Annotated in this window: 15 protein-coding genes; 7 read left to right on the top strand and 8 right to left on the bottom strand. The window is 71.4% G+C overall.

Annotated elements, in window-relative coordinates; genetic code table 11:
* Window positions 1–2: 2 nt before the first annotated feature.
* Together FPZ12_RS19005 and FPZ12_RS19000 are read left to right on the top strand one after the other, a co-directional pair.
* A complete protein-coding gene (locus FPZ12_RS19005) occupies window positions 3–1,730 on the top strand; it encodes a DUF885 domain-containing protein (protein ID WP_144752734.1) in 1,728 nt (575 codons plus the stop codon).
* A 148-nt stretch (window positions 1,731–1,878) separates the two neighbouring features.
* Window positions 1,879–2,778 (top strand): DMT family transporter, encoded by a 900-nt coding sequence (locus tag FPZ12_RS19000; protein WP_144752737.1) that lies wholly within the window; start codon window positions 1,879–1,881, stop codon window positions 2,776–2,778.
* Between the two features lie 267 nt (window positions 2,779–3,045).
* On the opposite strand, the gene FPZ12_RS18995 is transcribed toward FPZ12_RS19000, so the two are convergent.
* Genes FPZ12_RS18995 through FPZ12_RS18985 form a run of 3 tightly spaced genes read right to left on the bottom strand, consistent with a single transcriptional unit; the run spans window position 3,046 to window position 5,109 of the window.
* Window positions 3,046–3,612, bottom strand: a complete 567-nt coding sequence (locus FPZ12_RS18995) for a GNAT family N-acetyltransferase (RefSeq protein ID WP_144757719.1) — start codon at window positions 3,610–3,612, stop codon at window positions 3,046–3,048.
* Window positions 3,609–4,118, bottom strand: a complete 510-nt coding sequence (locus tag FPZ12_RS18990; RefSeq protein ID WP_144757720.1) for a YbaK/EbsC family protein — start codon at window positions 4,116–4,118, stop codon at window positions 3,609–3,611. The genes FPZ12_RS18995 and FPZ12_RS18990 overlap by 4 nt, the downstream gene beginning before the upstream one ends.
* 25 nt (window positions 4,119–4,143) lie before the next feature.
* The gene (locus tag FPZ12_RS18985) at window positions 4,144–5,109 is read right to left on the bottom strand and encodes a DMT family transporter (RefSeq protein WP_144757721.1); all 966 of its coding nucleotides are present in this window, start codon (window positions 5,107–5,109) and stop codon (window positions 4,144–4,146) included.
* 28 nt (window positions 5,110–5,137) lie between these two features.
* Here FPZ12_RS18985 and pdxR point away from each other — a divergent pair, with 28 nt between their 5' ends.
* The 4 genes from pdxR to FPZ12_RS18965 all read left to right on the top strand — a co-directional run bounded on the left by pdxR (window position 5,138) and on the right by FPZ12_RS18965 (window position 8,701).
* The gene (pdxR, locus tag FPZ12_RS18980; protein WP_166462818.1) at window positions 5,138–6,607 is read left to right on the top strand and encodes a MocR-like pyridoxine biosynthesis transcription factor PdxR; all 1,470 of its coding nucleotides are present in this window, start codon (window positions 5,138–5,140) and stop codon (window positions 6,605–6,607) included.
* A 162-nt stretch (window positions 6,608–6,769) separates the two neighbouring features.
* A complete protein-coding gene (locus tag FPZ12_RS18975) occupies window positions 6,770–7,261 on the top strand; it encodes an SAV_6107 family HEPN domain-containing protein (RefSeq protein WP_144757723.1) in 492 nt (163 codons plus the stop codon).
* Window positions 7,261–8,025, top strand: a complete 765-nt coding sequence (locus FPZ12_RS18970; protein ID WP_144757724.1) for a maleylpyruvate isomerase N-terminal domain-containing protein — start codon at window positions 7,261–7,263, stop codon at window positions 8,023–8,025. The genes FPZ12_RS18975 and FPZ12_RS18970 overlap by 1 nt, the downstream gene beginning before the upstream one ends.
* 40 nt (window positions 8,026–8,065) lie before the next feature.
* Window positions 8,066–8,701 (top strand): VOC family protein, encoded by a 636-nt coding sequence (locus FPZ12_RS18965; protein WP_144757725.1) that lies wholly within the window; start codon window positions 8,066–8,068, stop codon window positions 8,699–8,701.
* A gap of 28 nt (window positions 8,702–8,729) precedes the next feature.
* Here FPZ12_RS18965 and FPZ12_RS18960 read toward each other — a convergent pair whose 3' ends face one another.
* Genes FPZ12_RS18960 through FPZ12_RS18950 form a run of 3 tightly spaced genes read right to left on the bottom strand, consistent with a single transcriptional unit; the run spans window position 8,730 to window position 10,998 of the window.
* Complete coding sequence (locus FPZ12_RS18960; protein ID WP_144757726.1) at window positions 8,730–9,719, bottom strand: ABC transporter permease subunit; 990 nt, start codon at window positions 9,717–9,719, stop codon at window positions 8,730–8,732.
* Window positions 9,716–10,597, bottom strand: coding sequence for an ABC transporter ATP-binding protein (locus tag FPZ12_RS18955; protein WP_144757727.1), 882 nt, complete (start codon window positions 10,595–10,597; stop codon window positions 9,716–9,718). The genes FPZ12_RS18960 and FPZ12_RS18955 overlap by 4 nt, the downstream gene beginning before the upstream one ends.
* Window positions 10,594–10,998: a GntR family transcriptional regulator gene (locus FPZ12_RS18950; protein ID WP_144757728.1), complete on the bottom strand. Its 405-nt coding sequence runs from the start codon at window positions 10,996–10,998 to the stop codon at window positions 10,594–10,596. Before FPZ12_RS18950 ends, FPZ12_RS18955 begins: the two co-directional genes overlap by 4 nt.
* Window positions 10,999–11,148: 150 nt before the next feature.
* Between FPZ12_RS18950 and FPZ12_RS18945 the strand changes: the two genes are divergently transcribed.
* The gene (locus FPZ12_RS18945; RefSeq protein WP_144757729.1) at window positions 11,149–12,270 is read left to right on the top strand and encodes a GNAT family N-acetyltransferase; all 1,122 of its coding nucleotides are present in this window, start codon (window positions 11,149–11,151) and stop codon (window positions 12,268–12,270) included.
* A gap of 7 nt (window positions 12,271–12,277) precedes the next feature.
* On the opposite strand, the gene def is transcribed toward FPZ12_RS18945, so the two are convergent.
* Together def and FPZ12_RS18935 are read right to left on the bottom strand one after the other, a co-directional pair.
* Window positions 12,278–12,778 carry a peptide deformylase gene (def, locus tag FPZ12_RS18940; RefSeq protein WP_144757730.1) on the bottom strand — a complete coding sequence of 167 codons (501 nt, stop codon included), beginning with the start codon at window positions 12,776–12,778 and terminating at the stop codon, window positions 12,278–12,280.
* A 53-nt stretch (window positions 12,779–12,831) separates the two neighbouring features.
* Window positions 12,832–17,466, bottom strand: a complete 4,635-nt coding sequence (locus tag FPZ12_RS18935) for an ATP-dependent helicase (RefSeq protein WP_166462820.1) — start codon at window positions 17,464–17,466, stop codon at window positions 12,832–12,834.
* Window positions 17,467–17,543: the final 77 nt, after the last annotated feature.

Raw genomic sequence — 17,543 nt, 5'->3', positions numbered from 1 at the left:
CTATGGCTTCGGTGCACGAAATCTGCGATCAGTTCGTCGACGACTTCGCGGCGGCGCACCCGGTGGCGGCGACCGAGATCGGCATCCCGGGGCACGAGGACCAGCTGACCGACTACTCGCCGGAGGGCCACGCCGCGCGCGCGTCGCTGGCCAAGCGGGCGCTGGCCGCGGTCGGTGCCGCCGAGCCGGTGGACGCGTCGGAGCGCGCCGCCAAGGCCGTGTTCACCGAGCGGGTCGGGCTCGAGGTCGAGATCCACGACGCGGGGCTGGACGAGGCCTCGCTGAACGTGATCGCCAGCCCGGTGCAGGACCTGCGCCAGACGTTCGACCTGATGCCCACCGACACCCCGGAGCACTGGGCCACCATCGCGGCCCGGCTGGCCAAGGTCCCCGACGCGCTCGACGGCGTGCGGGCTTCGCTGCTGGTCGCGGCGGACGCGGGCAACGCGCCGGCGCTGCGCCAGGTCACCAAGGTCGCCGCGCAGGCGGAAACCTGGGCCGGGCTGAGCGGGGAGGCGGGCTTCTTCGACAGCCTCGTCGCCGGAGCCGGCAACGTGCCGGATTCGCTGCGTGAGGAGCTTCGCCACGGGGCGCATCTGGCGCAGGAGGCGTACGCGGAGCTTGCCGGTTTCCTCCGCGCGGAGCTCGCGCCGAAGGCCAGGGCCAAGGACGCCGTCGGGCCCGACGCGTACCGGTTGTGGTCGCGGTACTTCATCGGCGCGGCGCTCGACCCGCAGGAGTCCTACGAATGGGGCTGGGCGGAGTTCACCCGGCTGGAAGCCGAAATGCGCGAGGTCGCGGGCCGCCTGAAGCCGGGCGCCACCCTCGCCGAGACGGCCGCCGCGCTCGACGAGGATCCGCGCTATCGCGTGCAGGGCAGGAAGAACTTCGAGAACTGGATGCAGGAGCTTTCCGACAACGCGCTGAAAGCGTTGCGGGGCAAGCATTTCGACATCCCCGACGAGCTGATGGCGCTGGAGTGCAAGATCGCCCCGCCCGGGGGCGGCGCCGGCGCGTACTACACCGGGCCGAGCGAGGACTTTTCGCGGCCGGGCCGGATGTGGTGGTCGCTGCCGCCGGGCCGCGACGAGTTCTCCACCTGGCGCGAGGTCAGCACCGTCTACCACGAGGGCGTGCCGGGCCACCATCTGCAGATCGCGACGGCGGTGGCCGAGCGCTCGCTCAACCGGTTCCAGCGGCTGCTCGCGTTCACCTCCGGGCACGGCGAAGGCTGGGCGCTCTACGCCGAACGCCTGATGCAGGACCTCGGTTACCTCTCCGACGACGGCAACCTGTTCGGGATGCTCTCCGAGCAGCTGTTCCGCGCCGGCCGCGTGATCGTGGACTTCGGCATGCACCTGGAGCTGGAGATCCCGAAGGGCACCGGGTTCCACGAGGGCGAGCGGTGGACCCCGGAGCTGGGCCTGGAGTTCATGCTCACCCGCACCATCACCGACCCGCCGCTCGTGCGCGACGAGATCGACCGCTACCTCGGCTGGCCGGGGCAAGCGCCGTCGTACAAACTCGGCGAACGACTGTGGCTGCAGGCGCGCGAAGAGGCGCGCGCTCGCGGCGTCGACATCAAGGACTTCCACACCCGCGCGCTCCGGCTCGGCGGGATGGGACTGGACACCCTCCGCGAACAACTGGCCGAACTGTACTCTGCTGATCATTACCAATCCGATCGGCAGTCACGGCGATCCGCCTCGCGCAGGTCGGCTTCCAGTTGATCGCGTTGGCCTACTTCAGATCGGATTGGTAACCGTGCCCTGGCTCCACCGCGTCACCCCACCGCCGCGCTCCTAGCGGGGCGGATACGTAAACGTCTTCGCCCCGCGTCGTCGTCCCCCGACTTCTTCGACGCAGGAGCGATTTTCCATGTCCACAACTGTTGCCGCGCCCGCGCGCGGCCGGTCGGCGGTCACGCTGATCATCGCCGGGCTCCTCTGGGGCACCGGCGGCCTGTCCGGCACTCTCCTTGCCACGAAAGGACATCTGCACTCCCTGCCGGTGGCGGCGTACCGGCTGCTGCTCGGCGGCTGCTGCACCGTGCTGTTCCTCTGGGCCCGCGGGTCCTTGCGGAACATGGTCTGGACCAAGCCGGTCCTCGTCCGGCTGCTGGCGGCCGGCGTGCTGCTGGCGCAGTTCCAGAGCTGCTATTTCGGCGCGATCTCGTTCACCTCGGTGAGCATCTCCACGATGGTCACCATCGGCAGCGTGCCGGTGTTCGTCGCGCTGGCGACGGCGGTGCGCACCCGGCGGCTGCCCAGCCCGGTGAACCTGGTCGCGATCGCCGTCGCGGTGCTCGGGCTCGTCCTGCTCACGTGGTCGCCCGAGGGCATCCCGGGTGGCTGGCGGCTGCTCGCCGGGGTGGCGCTGGCGCTCGCCGCGGGCGCCGGGTTCGCGGCGCTGACGTTGCTCACCCGCAGGCACGTCGAGGGGCTGGATGCCTTCAGCACCACGGCTTTCGGCTGTCTGCTCGGTGGTCTGCTGCTCACGCCCGCCGGGCTGTGGTTCGGCATGGCGCTGCCGCTTCGGCCCGACGTGCTGGCCGTCGCGCTCTACTTCGGGATCGTGCCGACGGGCCTCGGGTACGCGATGTACTTCCTGGCGCTGCGGCGCGCGCCCGCCGTGGTGGCGGCGTTGTCCACGTTGATGGAGCCACTCACCGCCGCGGTGCTGTCGGCCTTCGTGCTGCACGACCAACTCGGGCCGGTCGGCTGGACCGGCGCGGCGTTGCTCGTCGGCGCGCTGGCCCTGACCTACACGAAGTCCTAACGCCCGTGCCCGTGCCTTTGCCGCCCCCGTGCCTTTGCCGCCCCCGTCGCCATGTTGGCCGCCCCCGTGGGTGTGTTGGCCGTCGCCGTGGGTGTGTTGGCTGGTGGCGCCGGTGTGTTGGCTGGTGGCGGGCCTGTCCCGGGTCTCGTTCGTATGTTGGCTCCGTCGGCGGCCAACTTGTGAGCGGGCGGGGCGAACTCGTGCGCGGGCGGGGCCAACACGCGAACGGGGGCGGCCAACTCGTGCGCGGGAGGGGCCAACTCGGGCCTAGGCAGGAGGTTCGAGCGGGAGCCTGCGGCCGAGTATCGCGAACGGCCGCGGGTCTCCCGCGAAGTGGTACTCCCGCAGCACATCCAGGAAACCCACGCGCCGGTACAGCTTCCACGCGCGGCTCGGGCCTTCGGGCGTGGACAGCAGGACGTGGTCGTTGGTGACGCCGGTGAGCAGGCGCCGCAACAGTTCCTCGCCGATGCCGCCGCCCTGGCTGCGCGGGCTGACGTGGATCTCGGTCAGCTCGAAGTAGTCACGCAGCCAGTGTTCGGCATGCTCCTCGCCGGTGCTCTTGACCAGCCCGCGGCGTACCTGCTCGTGCCACCACTGGCCGGGATTTCCCTTGTAGCCGTAAGCGATCCCGACCATCGTGCCGTGCGAGTCGAACGCGCCGATGCACCGCCAGCCCTCGCGCAGCGCGTGCGTCAGCCACATCGGCGCGCGCTGTTCGGCCGTGCCCGGCGGGTAGCGCATCGCCTCGACGTAGATGGCCAGCGCCTCGCGCAGCCTGGTGCGGAACTCGTCGGCGGTCAGCTGCACGAATTCGGTCGACACCGTGGTCATGTTCCCGCCCCCGCGACGTCCGCGGCCCGTCCGCCGGTCAGCTCCAGCAACCCCGCGTACGTCGTCGGGAAGACGGATTTCGCGTGGCCCGCCGCCGCCCAGATCTCGTCGTACTGTTCGAGCGCGGTGTCCACGAGCGTGAGGATGGGCGCCGGGTGCCCGACCGGGGCGACCCCGCCGATGACCTGACCGGTGTGCTCCTTCACGAACCGCGGGTCGGCCTTCTCCACCGCTTGGGCACCGATCAGTTCCGCGAGCAGCGCGGTGTCCGCGCGATGCGCGCCCGAGGTCAGTGACAGCAACGGCCGGGGCCCGTCTTCGAAGACCGCGCGGAAGATCAGGCTGTTCGCGATCGCCCCTACCGCCACCCCGAGCGCTTCGGCGGCCTGCGCCGCGGTGCGCGCGTCCGCGGGCAGGATCCGGATGCCCTGCGCCGCGTGAGGCTGACCCGCTTCGGCGAGTGCGGCGGCGACCTTGGCCACCGCCGGGTGCTCGAGGCTGCTCATACCGATATGAGATCACGAACCCTCTTCACAGGCGACGGTGTATCCCCCTTGGGCCCGCGGGTGGGGTGACGCCGGGCAGGTGGGCCCCGGGGGCGGACCGGCCCGGCGTGACATCTTGCAGGTCGGCCGCGGGCCCGGCAGGGTTCCCGGACTCACCTGATCGAGTGGCAAGGCCGAGGGCGAGACCGGCGCCGACCACGGCGATCCCGGTCCACACGAGCGGGCCCGGGGCCGGTCCGGTGAGCGCGGCGCTGACCGGCGCGACGCCCGTGAGCAGGCCCACGCGGCCCGAGCCGAGCGCGGCGACGGTCGAGTACCAGAGCAGGAAGGCGACCGCGGTGACCAGCACCGCGAGATAGCCGATCGCGGCCCAGTGCGTGCCGGTCAGATGGGCGGGCTGCTCGGTCACGGCGAGCACGCCGAACATGACCGCGCCCAGCCACACGGAGTGCAGCGAAACGCCCCACGGCCCGTGCCGCGGCAGCACCGGCACCGCGAGCAAGGTGAACCCGGCCTCGCACACCAAAGCGACCACCGCCCAGGCGATCCCCGCCGCGTCCGTCCGGCCGACGCCTTCCACGAGCGCGCCGCCCACAGTCACGACGACAGCAGCCACGACGAGCCGCCCGCGTGGCGATTGGCGTTCCAGCAAAGGACCCACCACGCCGAGCAACACCGGCACACAGGCAACCGCGACCGCGATGACCGCCGGTTCGGCGTGGGCCACCCCGCGCACGACGGCGATGTTGAACACGACGAGCCCGCTGAGCGCGACTCCCGCCAGCCACAGCCATTCCCGGCCCCGCGGCCGGACGATCGGAACCCGCGTGGCCTTCGCCATCCCGAGCAGGACGAAGAACGCGATGGCGTAACGGATCGCCTGTGCCGTGGCCAAGGGCGCGTCGGTGAGCGTGCGGGAGACGCCGACGCTGCCACCGACCAGTGCCATCGCCGCGGCACCGGCGGCGACGTTGCGGAGTTTGCTGGGCATGGGCCCAGCCTGTCGGCACAATGGTTCGGTGAGTAGGTCCAAAACCGGCTCCTCTGACCGGGCCAAACCGGGCGCCGACTTCCTGCAGCTGAACTTCGCCGACGCGCCGCCGGGCGGGTTGTCGGACTGGCTCACCGGAAGGCTGCGGCAGGCGATCGCCGACGGGCTGCTCCCGGTCGGCAGCAGGCTGCCCGCCAGCCGCGTGCTCGCAGCGGAGTTGCGGGTTTCGCGGGGCGTGGTCACCGAGGCGTACCAGCGGTTGATCGAAACCGGGCAGGCGGCGGGCCGCGGCCGCGCGGGCACGATCGTCGTGGCCGCCCCGGTCCTTGCTCCGGCATCGACGCGGAAACCCTTGCCGCGCAAGGTGTTCAGCGGCCCGCCGAGTCTCGACACGCTCGACGAGCTGCGAGCCACACCGGCCCGGATCGACCTGTCGCCTGGCGTGCCCGACCTGGCCGCGTTCCCGCGCGCCGCTTGGTTGCGCGCCGAGCGAACGGTGCTCGACGCGCTCTCGCCGGCGGACTTCGGTTACGGGGATCCCCGTGGCGCACCGGTTTTCCGGCGTGCGGTGGCGAACTGGCTGGCGCGGAACCGGGGGATCGCCGTCGATCCGGACGACGTCGTGATCGTCGCGGGTGTCGCGCAGGGGCTCGTGTTGCTCGCGCAGGTGCTGCGCGCGGACGGCATCGGCGTCGTCGCGGTCGAGGACCCTGGTTCCTTCGGCGCGCGGCAGCATTTGCGGCAGCACCATCTGGAAACCACGCCCGTGCCGGTGGATTCCGGCGGCCTGCGGGTCGGCGAATTGCGCGCGAGCGGCGCGCCCGCCGTGCTGCTCACGCCGGCGCACCAGTTCCCGACGGGCGTGGTGCTGGACGGCGCCCGTCGACGCGAGCTGATGGCGTGGGCCGAAGAAGGCGGGCTGGTCATCGAGGACGACTACGACGCCGAGCACCGCTACGACCGGCCGCCCGTGCCCGCGTTGCGTTCGCTGCTGCCGGAACAGGTCTGCTACACGGGCAGCGTGTCCAAACTGCTCGCGCCCGCGCTGCGAGTGGGCTGGATTGTCGTACCCCGCCGTTACCGTGCAGCGGTGGTCAACGCCAAGCGGGACGCCGATCTCGGCAACGCGGTGCTGCCGCAGCTGGTGCTCGCCGAGCTGATGGACTCGGGGGAGCTGGAGCGCCAGCTGCGGCTGCTCCGCCGCCGTCACCGGCGTCGCCGTGACGCGATGATCGACGCCATTCGAACGCGGCTGCCGGGTGCCCAGGTGCACGGCGCGGCGGCCGGATTGCATTTGACGATCACTTTCGATCATGTGTTCGCCGACACAGAACTGGCGGCCGCGGTGCTCGCGCGCGGGGTCAAGGTGCAGCCGTTGTCCTGGCATCGGCAGCGCTCTGGCCAGCCAGGACTCGTCCTCGGGTACGCGGCTTCGTCGGCAGGCGAGATCGCCGAGGCGATGGCCGTGATCGGTGACGTGGTGGCCGGACTGACCTGACCGGATGAAGCGCACGTTCGAAGACTTGAACGAACACATGTTCGAAGTTAGACTCGAACTTGCTCGAACACAGGTTCGACACCGGTGAAGCATCCGGTGCTGGGGTGGGGGAAGCACCTCGGCGCCGGATGCCGCCGTCAGCAGCCTGAACAGGGAGGCGCAATGTCCGTTGCCGTCGCGTCCCGCGCCGACTCCAGCCAGCCGGCGCTGCCATTGCCGGTGCGACCGCCGGCCACCCCCGCGGCCGTTTCCCTGCTGCGGGAGGCCGAACGCGGCCTCGCCGAGGCAGAGCACGCCGCCGATCCGGCGCCCAAGTTCATCGCCTCCTACCTGTCCGCGCTGCGCGGCGGCGCCGCCGTGCTCGCCGCCCGTGGCCGTCCGCATCGCGGCCGCGCCCGCCCGGCCAGCGTGTGGGTCCTGCTCGAAAGCGCGGCCCCGGAGCTGAGCGAGTGGTCGGCGTACTTCGCGGCCAATTCGGCCGCGCATTCCGCCGCGCAGGCGGGCGCCGTCCGGCGGATCACGCCGCAGTCCGCGGCGGAGCTGTGCCGTCAGGCCGCGCTGTTCCTCGAACTGTGCGGCCGCATCGTGTACGGCCCGGCGCCGGTCCGCCAGTGTGTGCATCCGCCCGTGCGGCGGAAAGTCCAGCGCACCTGATGTCCGGACAAGCACTGATCGACCCCGGCCGGTTCGTGGAAACGCTCGGCACCGAGGTGGAGCTGCTCGTCGCCGCGGCGAACGCTTCGTCGGCGAGCACCCCGGTCCCCGCCGCGCCGGGGTTCACCATCGGCGAAGTGCTCCGTCATCTCGGCGGCTCGTACCGCGTCGCGTGGCATTGGCTCACCGAAGGGCGCGATCCCCGTGGCTGGCAAGAAGATCCGATCCCCGGACAGTCCACTGAGGACTATCTGCGGAGCGGGCTCGTCGACCTGCTGGACGAGGTGACCACGCACGACGCCGGGGCGTACGCGGCGAGCTGGTGGCCCGCCGATCGCACGTACGGTTTCTGGTGCCGCCGCATGGCCCACGAGACCACGGTGCACCGCTTCGATGTCGAGGAGGCGGCAGGCAGGCCGATCACCGGCGTGGCCGAGGATTTCGCGCTCGACGGCGTGGACGAGGTGCTCTCGGCCTGGTTCGCTCAACGACTCGCGTTGCTCGGGGTGTCCGGCACGGCGCACTGGTCGGTCGGCGTGCGCACGGGCGGGCATCACTGGATCGCGCGGGCCGGGCCGGGGTACACCGAAGCCTGGCGCTGTTCCGCCGACGAGGCCGCGCTGGCCGACGGTCTGGTCACCGGTTCACCGATGGACGTGTACCTGTGGCTGTGGGGCCGTCGCTCGCACAGGTGGGTCGGCTGGGACAAGGGTGACAACGAGATCGCACAGTTCTGGGCGCTGATGCGGCTGGCCACGAGATGATTCCGCGCGTGGGGAAGCGTTGCCGGATATCGTTTCGGGCATGTCGACGAGGCTCACCGGACTGCTGATCGAGGCACGGGAGCCGGCCGCGCTGGCCGGGTTCTGGGCGGCTTTGCTGGGCTGGGAGGCCGTGGGCGCGGAGACCGTCCGCGCCCCGGTTTCCGACGGCGAGCTGGAGCTGGCGTTCGTGCCGGAGTCGGGGCCCAAGGTGGGGTTGAACAGGCTGCACCTCGATCTGGCGAGTACGTCGCCGGAAGCCCAGCGCGCCAAGGTTTCCCAGGCGGTGGAGCTGGGCGCGCGCCCGAAGGACATCGGCCAGGGCGCGGTGCCGTGGGACGTACTGGCCGATCCCGAGGACAACGAGTTCTGCGTGCTGGAGCCGCGTCCTGGCTACACCACGACGGAAGCACTCGCGGCGATCGTCGTGAACTCGCGGGATCCGTTGGTGCAGGCCACTTTCTGGGAGCAGGCAACCGGCTGGCGGATCGCCGCCCGGCAGCCTGTCATCGTCGGACTGCGATCCCCGGCCGGTCGCGGTCCGTGGCTGGAGTTCCTGAGCACCGAGGAGGAAAAGGTGCGCCCCAACCGGTTCCGCCTCCGCGTCACGGCGACCGTCGGCGGTGACGCGAAGCCGGAAACCGATCCGGAGGGCAACGAGTTCGTCGTCGTCGCCTAGCACGCCACCCTCCTGCCGGGAACCTGGCTCAGGAAACATGCCGGATCCGCCGGAAGCAGAACCAGGTCAGCAGCGCCGAAGCCACCAGGAAGTAACCGAGTTCGACCCACTGCAGCGGCCAGAACCGGCTCGCCGGCTGATAGGTCAGGCGTTGCCGGTAACCGTGCGCGCCCAGCTGTGCCATGCACTCGCCCACGCTCTCGCGGTTCGGGGCGGGCTGACTCTGGCCCGGTCGCGGCAAGCAGGTCCGCACGAAGTCGGGCAGCGGCGAGGTCACGTTCCCGGACGAGTCCACGGTTTCGTTGCCCAGCACCCACGCGCCTGCCGGCTCCCGCACCGTGATCGCCTGGACCAGGCCCGTGCCGTCCCCGGAGATCCCCATGATGCTCTCGGACGTGATCGCGACGGTTTCGGTCGTCGCGGGCAGGGCATGAGGGCGCACGAGGAACGGCACGCCCACCTGCACACCGACGAACAGCACGAGGGTCACCGCCATCGCCACCACCGTGCGGCGCAGCACCATTCCGACGGAAACGCCGAGCACGAAAGCGAAAGCGGCGTAGCCGATCGGCACGATGCCGCGCGCGGCGAACACCATGGGCTGCATCCGGTTCAGCCCGGAGCGATCCGTACTCAGGCCCGCCGCCGCGTCGATGGGACTGGCCCACCAGGTGACGGCCAGCGCCAGCAGGCCGGCCGCGAGCATCGAAGCCAGCAGGCCGATGACGAGTTTGTTCGTCAGCCACCGGTTGCGCGTGATGCTCTGGTTCCACACCAGGCTGTGCGTGCCGGTCTCCACCTCGCGCGTGATCAGCGGGACACCCCAGAACACGCCGATGACGGCAGGCAGCACCAACAGCACGGCGATCGTGGCGCTGAACAGGAAGTCCTGATCGGTGAAGTTCGTGCGGCCCACGAGTCCCGGCCCGGTGATCCCGAGGAGCACGAAGATCGCCACAAGACCCGCGGACACCGAAAGCGCGGCCATCCGGAACTGCCGCCAAGTCAGCCACGTCATCGCAGCACCTCCAGCGCGGGGCGGGCGGCGGCCTGGCTGCTCATGTACTCCAGCACCAGGTCCTCGAGCGTCAGCTTGCCGACGGTCCAGGCGGGATCGAGGATCGGCGCCTCGGTGCGCACGAGCACCGTGCTCTGCCGGTCGGTGTGGCTCGAGGAGACGACGTGTTGATCGGACGGCAACGAGCTCACGTCGCGGCGTGGCCCGGTCAGCCGGTGGTGCGTGGAGAGCAGCTCCTCCACGTCACCCTCGATCCGCACCTGCGAATCCACCAGCACGATCAGGTGGTCGCAGACGCGTTCCAGGTCGGTGACGAGATGCGAGGACATCACGACGGACAGCTCGTGCTCGGCGACGGCCTCCATCAAATCCTGCAGGAATTCGCGCCGTGCCAACGGGTCCAGCGCGGCGACCGGTTCGTCGAGCAGCAGCAGCTCGGGCCGTTTGGCGATGCCGAGCGTCAGCGCGAGCTGGGCGCGCTGGCCGCCGGAAAGCTTGCCCGCGGCCTGTTTCGGGTCGAGCCCGATCCGCTCGATCCGGTGGCGCGCAAGGGGTTCGTCCCACGCCGGGTTCAGCCGGGCGCCGAGGCGCAGGTGGTCCTCGACCGTCAGCCCGGGGTACACGGGCGTGTTCTGCGCGACGTAGCCGACCTTCGCCAGCTGCTCCGGCCCGCTGCCCGGCACCCCGCCGCACACCTCGATCCTGCCGGTGGTCGGCTCCAGCATGCCGGACGCGATGTTCAGCAGCGTCGACTTGCCGGCTCCGTTCGGCCCGACGAGCCCGCTGACGTGCCCGGCCTCGATCTCGAGCGTGCAGCCGGTCAGCGCCCATCTGCGCTTGTACTTCTTGCCCAGTCCCTGGGCATGCAGGACAGTCACGCTATGTCCTCTCTCGCGGATTCGTGAAACGTGGACATCAACAGGGCCTCGATGCTTTCGTCGTCGAGACCCGCCTTGCGTGCTTTGGCCAGCCAGCGGCGCAGGTCCTGGCGCAGCGGCCCGAACGCCGCGAACGAAGCGCCGCCCAGCGTCCCCGTCACGAAGGTGCCGACGCCGGGCCTGGCCGCGACGAGCCCGTCGTGCTCCAGTTCCCGGTACGCCTTCAGCACCGTGTTCGGGTTGATGGCGAGCGCGGCCACCACGTCCTTGACCTTCGGCAGCTGGTCGCCCTCGGCCAGCAGGCCGAGCCGCAGCGCGTGCCGCACCTGCTGGACGAGCTGCTGGTAGGGCGAAAGACCGGACCGGCCGTCCAGGTGGAACTCGATCACCGGTACCTCCATTTATCTATGTAACTAGCACTATAGGCCCATCAGTGAGATCCGCGCCACTGTGCCCGGTGTTTCCGTGGGATTGCGTGCCGGCGCGGAACGCTGACAAGGGCGAAACAGCGGTGTCCTCGCCCGGCAACAACGCCGCGGGATCGTGACGAAATGAAGATTCAGAGTGCGAGACCCAGGCCGCTCGTGGACGCCCCGGTGCCCTGGCCGCCGGCGCCGGACACCTCGGCGGAGGTGTGGCGGCTGCGGATCAGGATGGACGACCGCCCCGGCATGCTGGCCAGGATCGCGATCCGGATGGCGGACCTCGAGTGCAACATCCTCGGGCTGCAGGTGCTCCCCGTCCCGGGCGGGGTCCTGGACGAGATGGTGCTGCGCCCGGCCACCGGGCTGACCAAGGAACAGCTGGTCCGCGCGGTCCGCGAGGAGGGCTGCGAATGTTCCGCGATCACCGACGGGGACGTGCGTGAACTCGTCGACGCGTCCGCCGCGACGCTGACCTCCGCGAGCCGCGCGGTGGACGACCCTGCCCGCTACGCGGACGTGCTCCGCGACGTTCTCACCGCGGATCTCGTGACGGTCGTCCCGCTCGCCGAAGCGAATCCCGGCCGTACCGAAGGCGGGCACCGCGCCGCTTTCGCCATCGACGCGCGCACCGCTTTGGTCGCCCGCCGCCGCTGGGCTCCGTTCGTGCAACAGGAAATCGCCAGGGCGGAAGCGTTGCTAGGACTGCTCGACAGCGTCCGCGCGAATGTCTCCGCCCCTGCCGTCGCCACCTGCACCGACGGCGCCGCCATCGTGTTGCGGCTGGGGAAGCCCGGCGACGCGGATGCCGTGCTGCGGCTGCACGACCGGTGCTCGATGGAGACTCTGTTCCAGCGCTACCACACCGGAATGCGCACCATGCCCCGCCGCTGGCTGCACCGGCTGCTCGTGCCGCCGCGCGGCTCCAGCCTGCTCGCGATGTGCGGGCGCGACGTCATCGGCCTCGGCCAGCTAATCCCGGGCGCCACGGGCGAGATCGCCGAGATCTCCTTGCTCGTCGAGGATTCCTGGCAGCGCAAGGGAGTCGGGACGGCGCTGCTGTCCAGGCTCGCCGTGCTCGCCGCCGCGCGCGGCCACCACAAGCTGATGGCCGTGTCCCTGCCCGGCCGCGACGGCATCTTCCGCACCGCCGTCCGCGCCGGACTCGAACCAGGGCAGCCGGAAGAGGAAGGGCTGCTGCGGATCACCATCCCGTCCGGCCTCGCGCCACGCCTGCCCGGCGCGCGCTGAAACGCTTTCAGCGCCGCCAGAACCAGTCCTTGCCGCGGGCCTGCTTGAGCGCCTCGCGTTTGGTGTCCTTCGGCAGCCTGTCCAGGTAGAGGATGCCGTCGAGGTGGTCGGTCTCATGCTGGAGGCATTGCGCCAACACGTCCTGGCCCTCCACCGTCACCGGCTCGTTGCGCAGGTCGACCCCGCGCACCACCGCCCGCACCGCGCGGGTGGTGGGGAACCACAGTTCCGGCACGGACAGGCAGGCTTCGTCGATCTCGTGCGTGGCCTCGGAGAGCTCGACGATCTCCGGGTTGATCACGTAGCCCGTGAGCCCCTCGACGTCGTAGCTGAACACCCGCAGGCCGACCCCGATCTGCGGGGCGGCGAGCCCGGCCCGGCCCGAGGGCTTGACGCCGTCGAGCAGATCGGTGACCAGCGCTTCGGTCTTCTTGTCGAAGGTGATCACCGGGTCGCAGCGCGTCTTCAAAACCGGGTCCCCGAAGTACCGCAGCTCCCGCATCGCCATCCGTGCACGTCCTTTCAGCCGGGCGGAATTCTACGGGCCCCGCCCCGCGGCGCTCAGGCGCGCAGTCGCAATCCCTTCGGAGTGGCGCGGAAACCGGCGTCACGCAGGACGTCGGCCAGCGCGGATGTCAGCGCCTGTTCCCCGTCGGCGCGCTGGACGGCCAGCTGCCCGAGCCAGCCCTCGCGGACCGCTCGGGACAGCGCGTTCGCCGCCTCGCGCAGCGCAGAATCGTTGTCCGTGAAGGAAAGCAGCGAACGGCCACCGCGCTCGACGTACAGCACCGGCACCCCGTCCACGAGCACGACCAGCGCGCCGGCCTTCCGCGCGGGACGGTGCTTCGTTTCGCCGAGCGGCGCGGGCCACGCCAACGCGGCCCCGTAGGGCTGCGCGGGGTCCGTGGCCGCCAGCACGACCGCCGCGCTCGGCTTGCGCCCGCCGGACGTGTCCGACAGCGCGCGCAACCTGTCCACCGCGCCGCGGGCGGCGAACTGGGCCGCGCCGAGGCCCTCGACCACGTACCCGCGGATGACCTGGCCCGAGTCCTCCATCCCGCGAAGCACCTTGTATATCCCGGAAAACCCGCCGACCACGCGCTCGGTCTCCAGTGCGCCACGGGTCAGCACGCCATGCCGCTCCAGGAAGGCCTCCGTGCGGGCGTGAGTGCGCCGCGTCGGATCCGTCTCCCGCCACGGAGTCAGCCCCCAGCGGCCCGCGACGGTCGGCGGGCCGGTGCGCGAGGGCATCGCCGGACGGCCGGCCCGCATCCGCGCGTACCGGCCGCGCGGCGTGGACTGGCGCGGCTTGTGCGTGGCTCCGCGGCCGGAAACCAAGGCGCGCAACGGACCCAGCGTGTCTCCCGTTACGCGGCCCGCCCACACCAGATCCCACAGCGCGGTGACCACGTCCGCGTCGGTGGGCGGGGTGTCGACCAGGACCGAGACCCGGTCCACCAGCTGCCGGAAGAACAGCGCCCCACCCTCCAAAGTGGACGCTATCGCCTCGTGCAACGGCCCGGCGGGCGCCTCTTCGTCGATCTCCGGCAGCAGCAGATCGGCCACATCGGACGGAGCCAGCGCCAGCCAGCCGTCCCCGCCCGCCAGCGCGCCGCACCCCGCCCACGTGACCTCGCCCGCCGTGGTCAGCTCGTCCAGCAGCGCGGGGTAGTAGCCCGGCAGACGGCTCGGCAGGATCAGCGACTCCACCGCGCTGGCGGGCAGCGGCGCGCCCGCCAGCTGTTCCACGACCGAAAGCACGTCGTCCGCGGTCGGGGCCGCGCGCATCCGGGCGCCGATCCCGTGCCAGGACGGCAGGAACCGGCCCAGCGCCGCCGGTTCGACCGGCTCGACCTCGGTACGCAGCTTCGCCAAAGACGCCCGCCGCAGCCGACGCAGCACCGCCGCGTCGCAGTATTCGACCCCGACCCCGTGCGAATCGGGATGCCCGACCGGGCTCAGCTCGCCGCGCACGACCCGGCCCTCGGCGGTGAGCCTGTCCAGCACGCTCGCCACCACGGCCGTACCCAGCCCGAACCGCTCCGCCGCCTGACGCGCCGGGAACGGCCCGCGCGTGCGCGCGTAGCGGGCCAGCAGATCACCGAGCGGATCCGCGACCGGCTCGGTGAACGCCTCGGGCACCCCGATCGGCAGCGCCACACCGAGCGCGTCCCGCACGCGGCCGGCGTCTTCGATCGACAGCGCCCGTTCCTCGCCCGCGATCCGCACCCGGATCACCCGGCGCTGCCCGACCAGCTCGGCCAGCCACTCCGGCTCGATCCCGCGGGCCGCCGCCTCGTCGTCGGTCAGATCTCCCAGGAACCGCAACAGATCCGCCGCGTCCTCGGCGTTGCGGGCGTGCCGCTCCGGATCGAGGCGCTGCAGCGAACGCTCGACCTCGGCCACCGCCTCCGGATCGAGCAGCTCGCGGATCGCTTCCGTGCCAAGGAGTTCCGCCAGCAGCGCGGAATCCAGCGACAGCGCCGCCGCGCGCCGCTCGGCCAGTGGGGCGTCCGTCTCGTACAGGAACATGCCGACGTAGCCGAACATCAGGCTGCGGGCGAACGGCGACGCGGACGGCGTCTCCACGTCCACCAGCCGAACCCGGCGCGCCCGCACGTCCTTCATCAGCTCGCGCAGGCCACCGACGTCGTACACGTCCTGCAGGCATTCCCGCATCGCCTCCAGCACGACGGGGAACCGCTCGTACTTCGCCGCCACCGCCAGCAGCTGCGAAGCCCGTTGCCGTTGCTGCCACAGGGGAGTGCGCCGGCGCGGGTCACGCCGGGGCAGCAGCAGCGAACGCGCCGCGCACTCCCGGAACCGCGCCGCGAACAACGCCGACCCGCTGACCTCGGCGACGATCAGCTGCTCGACCTCCTCCGGATCCAGCAGCACGTCCTCGGGCCCGATGGTGACCTCGGCGCCGTTCTCGTCCAGCGCGTCCGGCAGGCGCAGCACCATCCCGTCGTCGGAGTGCATGATCTGCGCGTCCACGCCGCGGTTCTCCCGCAGCCGCGCCGCTATCGCCAGCGCCCACGGCGCGTTCACCTGCGCGCCGAACTGCGAATGCAGCACTATCCGCCAGTCGCCCAGTTCGTCACGGAAGCGCTCCAGCAGGATCGTGCGGTCGTTCGGGATGTGCCTGGTGGCCACGCGCTGCTCGTCCAGGTACGCCAACAGGTTCTCTCGCGCCCACTCGTCCAGCCCCGCCGCCTCGGCACGCGTGCGCGCGCCCTCGGCGTCCGAAGTGGACAGTTCGCGGACGAACGCGCCGAGCGCGCGGCCCAGCTCCAGCGGCCTGCCCGGCGCGTCACCCTTCCAGAACGGCATCCGCGCCGGCTCGCCAGGCGCGGGCACCACGATGACCCTGTCGTGCGTGATGTCGGTGACCCGCCACGAGGACGTGCCGAGCAGGATCGTGTCCCCCACGCGGGACTCGTACACCATCTCCTCGTCCAGCTCGCCGACCCGTGAACCGGACTTGCCCTCGCTGCCCGGCGTCATCACCGTGAACAGCCCGCGATCCGGGATCGTGCCGCCCGAGGTGACCGCCAGCCGCTGCGAACCGGGGCGGCCGCGCAGCTCCCCGGTGACCCTGTCCCACGTGATCCGCGGTCGCAGCTCGCCGAACTCCTCGCTCGGGTACCGGCCGGCCAGCATGTCCAGCACCGCCAGCAGCGCGTCGTCCGGGAGCGACGCGAACGGCGCCGACCGGCGGACCGCGGCGCCCAGCTCCTCGACCGTCCACGGCTCGACCGCCACCATCGAAACCACGTGCTGCGCCAGCACGTCCAGCGGGTTGCGCGGATAGCGCACCGCCTCGATCGCGCCCTCGGTCATCCGCTCGGACACCACCGCGCAGGACACGAGGTCACCCCGGAACTTCGGGAACATCACGCCGGTGGACACCGCGCCCACGTGATGCCCCGCGCGGCCGACGCGCTGCAGCCCGGAGGCGACCGTCGGCGGCGCCTCGATCTGCACCACGAGATCCACCGCGCCCATGTCGATGCCGAGTTCGAGCGAGGACGTGGCGACCACGCACGGCAGCCGCCCCGACTTCAGCTCCTCCTCGACCTGGGTGCGCTGCTCTCGCGACATCGAGCCGTGGTGCGCCCTCGCGACCGTGGGCGCGACACCCGTCGTGAGCCCGGACTCGCCGATCGCCTCGGCCGGAAACCGTTGCCCCGGCTCGAGTTCGGTGTGCTCGGCGGCCAGCTCGTTCAGCCGCGCGGTGAGCCTTTCGGTCAGCCGTCGCGAGTTCGCGAAGACGATGGTGGACCGGTGCTGCCGGATCAGCTCCAGCACCCGTTCCTCCACCGCGGGCCAGATCGACGGCCGCTTCACCGCCGAACCGGCGATCTCCTCCTGGGTGCCGATCCCGCCCTCGGACGGCATCGGCGGCGAGTCCAGCGACTCCAGCGGCGAAGGCGACGGCCCGTCGAGATTGGCCATGTCCTCCACCGGAACCTCGACCCGCACCTCGATCGTCTTCGGTGTTTTCGGCTGCACCACGCGCACCGGGCGCCCGCCGCCGAGGAACGAGCTCACCTCGTCGACCGGGCGGACCGTCGCGGAGAGCCCGATGCGCTGGGCGGGCTTCGGCAGCAACCCGTCCAGCCGTTCGAGCGAGACCGCCAGGTGCGCGCCGCGTTTGGTGCCCGCCACCGCGTGCACCTCGTCGACGATCACCGTTTCCACGCCACGCAGTGACTCCCGCGCGGAGGACGTGAGGATCAGGAACAGCGACTCCGGCGTGGTGACCAGGATGTCCGGCGGAGTGCGGTTGAACGAGCGGCGCTCCGAAGCAGGCGTGTCCCCGGTGCGCATGCCCACCGTGATCTCCGGCGGGACGCCCCCGAGCCGGCGCGCGGCCTGCGACATGCCCGCCAGCGGCGCCCGGAGGTTGCGCTGTACGTCCACCGCGAGCGCCTTGAGCGGCGAGACGTACAGCACACGGCAGCGTTTGCCCGCGGACTCGGGCGGCGGCCCGGTAGCGAGCCCGTCCAGCGCCCAGAGGAAGGCCGCGAGCGTCTTGCCGGAACCCGTCGGCGCGACGACGAGCGCGTGCTCACCCGCCTGCGCCGCCCGCCAGGCCCCGGCCTGGGCTTCGGTGGGCGCGGCGAAGGCACCCGCGAACCAATCCCTGGTCGCGGGTGAGAACAGGTCGAGCACGTCTGACACGCTCTCCATCATCGCGCGACCCACCGACAATTTCCGTGGGTCCGCGCCCGTGCGGGGCTCGCGCATGGCAGCATCAGCTTCCGACC

Origin of the sequence: Amycolatopsis acidicola (assembly GCF_007713735.2) — a bacterium.
Taxonomy (GTDB): Bacteria; Actinomycetota; Actinomycetes; order Mycobacteriales; family Pseudonocardiaceae; genus Amycolatopsis_E; species Amycolatopsis_E acidicola.
The sequence above is the reverse complement of the archived record's forward strand: the minus strand, read 5'-3'. Positions and strand labels throughout refer to the sequence as shown.

Excerpts from the sequence above, each read along its gene's own strand:
- FPZ12_RS18960 (WP_144757726.1), bottom strand. The coding sequence starts at position 9,719 with ATGACGTGGCTGACTTGGCGGCAGTTCCGGATGGCCGCGCTTTCGGTG.
- FPZ12_RS18995 (WP_144757719.1), bottom strand. The coding sequence starts at position 3,612 with ATGACCACGGTGTCGACCGAATTCGTGCAGCTGACCGCCGACGAGTTC.
- FPZ12_RS18990 (WP_144757720.1), bottom strand. The coding sequence starts at position 4,118 with ATGAGCAGCCTCGAGCACCCGGCGGTGGCCAAGGTCGCCGCCGCACTC.
- FPZ12_RS19000 (WP_144752737.1), top strand. The coding sequence starts at position 1,879 with ATGTCCACAACTGTTGCCGCGCCCGCGCGCGGCCGGTCGGCGGTCACG.
- FPZ12_RS18970 (WP_144757724.1), top strand. The coding sequence starts at position 7,261 with ATGTCCGGACAAGCACTGATCGACCCCGGCCGGTTCGTGGAAACGCTC.
- FPZ12_RS18965 (WP_144757725.1), top strand. The coding sequence starts at position 8,066 with ATGTCGACGAGGCTCACCGGACTGCTGATCGAGGCACGGGAGCCGGCC.
- FPZ12_RS18945 (WP_144757729.1), top strand. The coding sequence starts at position 11,149 with ATGAAGATTCAGAGTGCGAGACCCAGGCCGCTCGTGGACGCCCCGGTG.
- FPZ12_RS18985 (WP_144757721.1), bottom strand. The coding sequence starts at position 5,109 with ATGCCCAGCAAACTCCGCAACGTCGCCGCCGGTGCCGCGGCGATGGCA.
- def (WP_144757730.1), bottom strand. The coding sequence starts at position 12,778 with ATGGCGATGCGGGAGCTGCGGTACTTCGGGGACCCGGTTTTGAAGACG.
- FPZ12_RS18975 (WP_144757723.1), top strand. The coding sequence starts at position 6,770 with ATGTCCGTTGCCGTCGCGTCCCGCGCCGACTCCAGCCAGCCGGCGCTG.
- FPZ12_RS18935 (WP_166462820.1), bottom strand. The coding sequence starts at position 17,466 with ATGGAGAGCGTGTCAGACGTGCTCGACCTGTTCTCACCCGCGACCAGG.
- FPZ12_RS19005 (WP_144752734.1), top strand. The coding sequence starts at position 3 with ATGGCTTCGGTGCACGAAATCTGCGATCAGTTCGTCGACGACTTCGCG.
- FPZ12_RS18950 (WP_144757728.1), bottom strand. The coding sequence starts at position 10,998 with ATGGAGGTACCGGTGATCGAGTTCCACCTGGACGGCCGGTCCGGTCTT.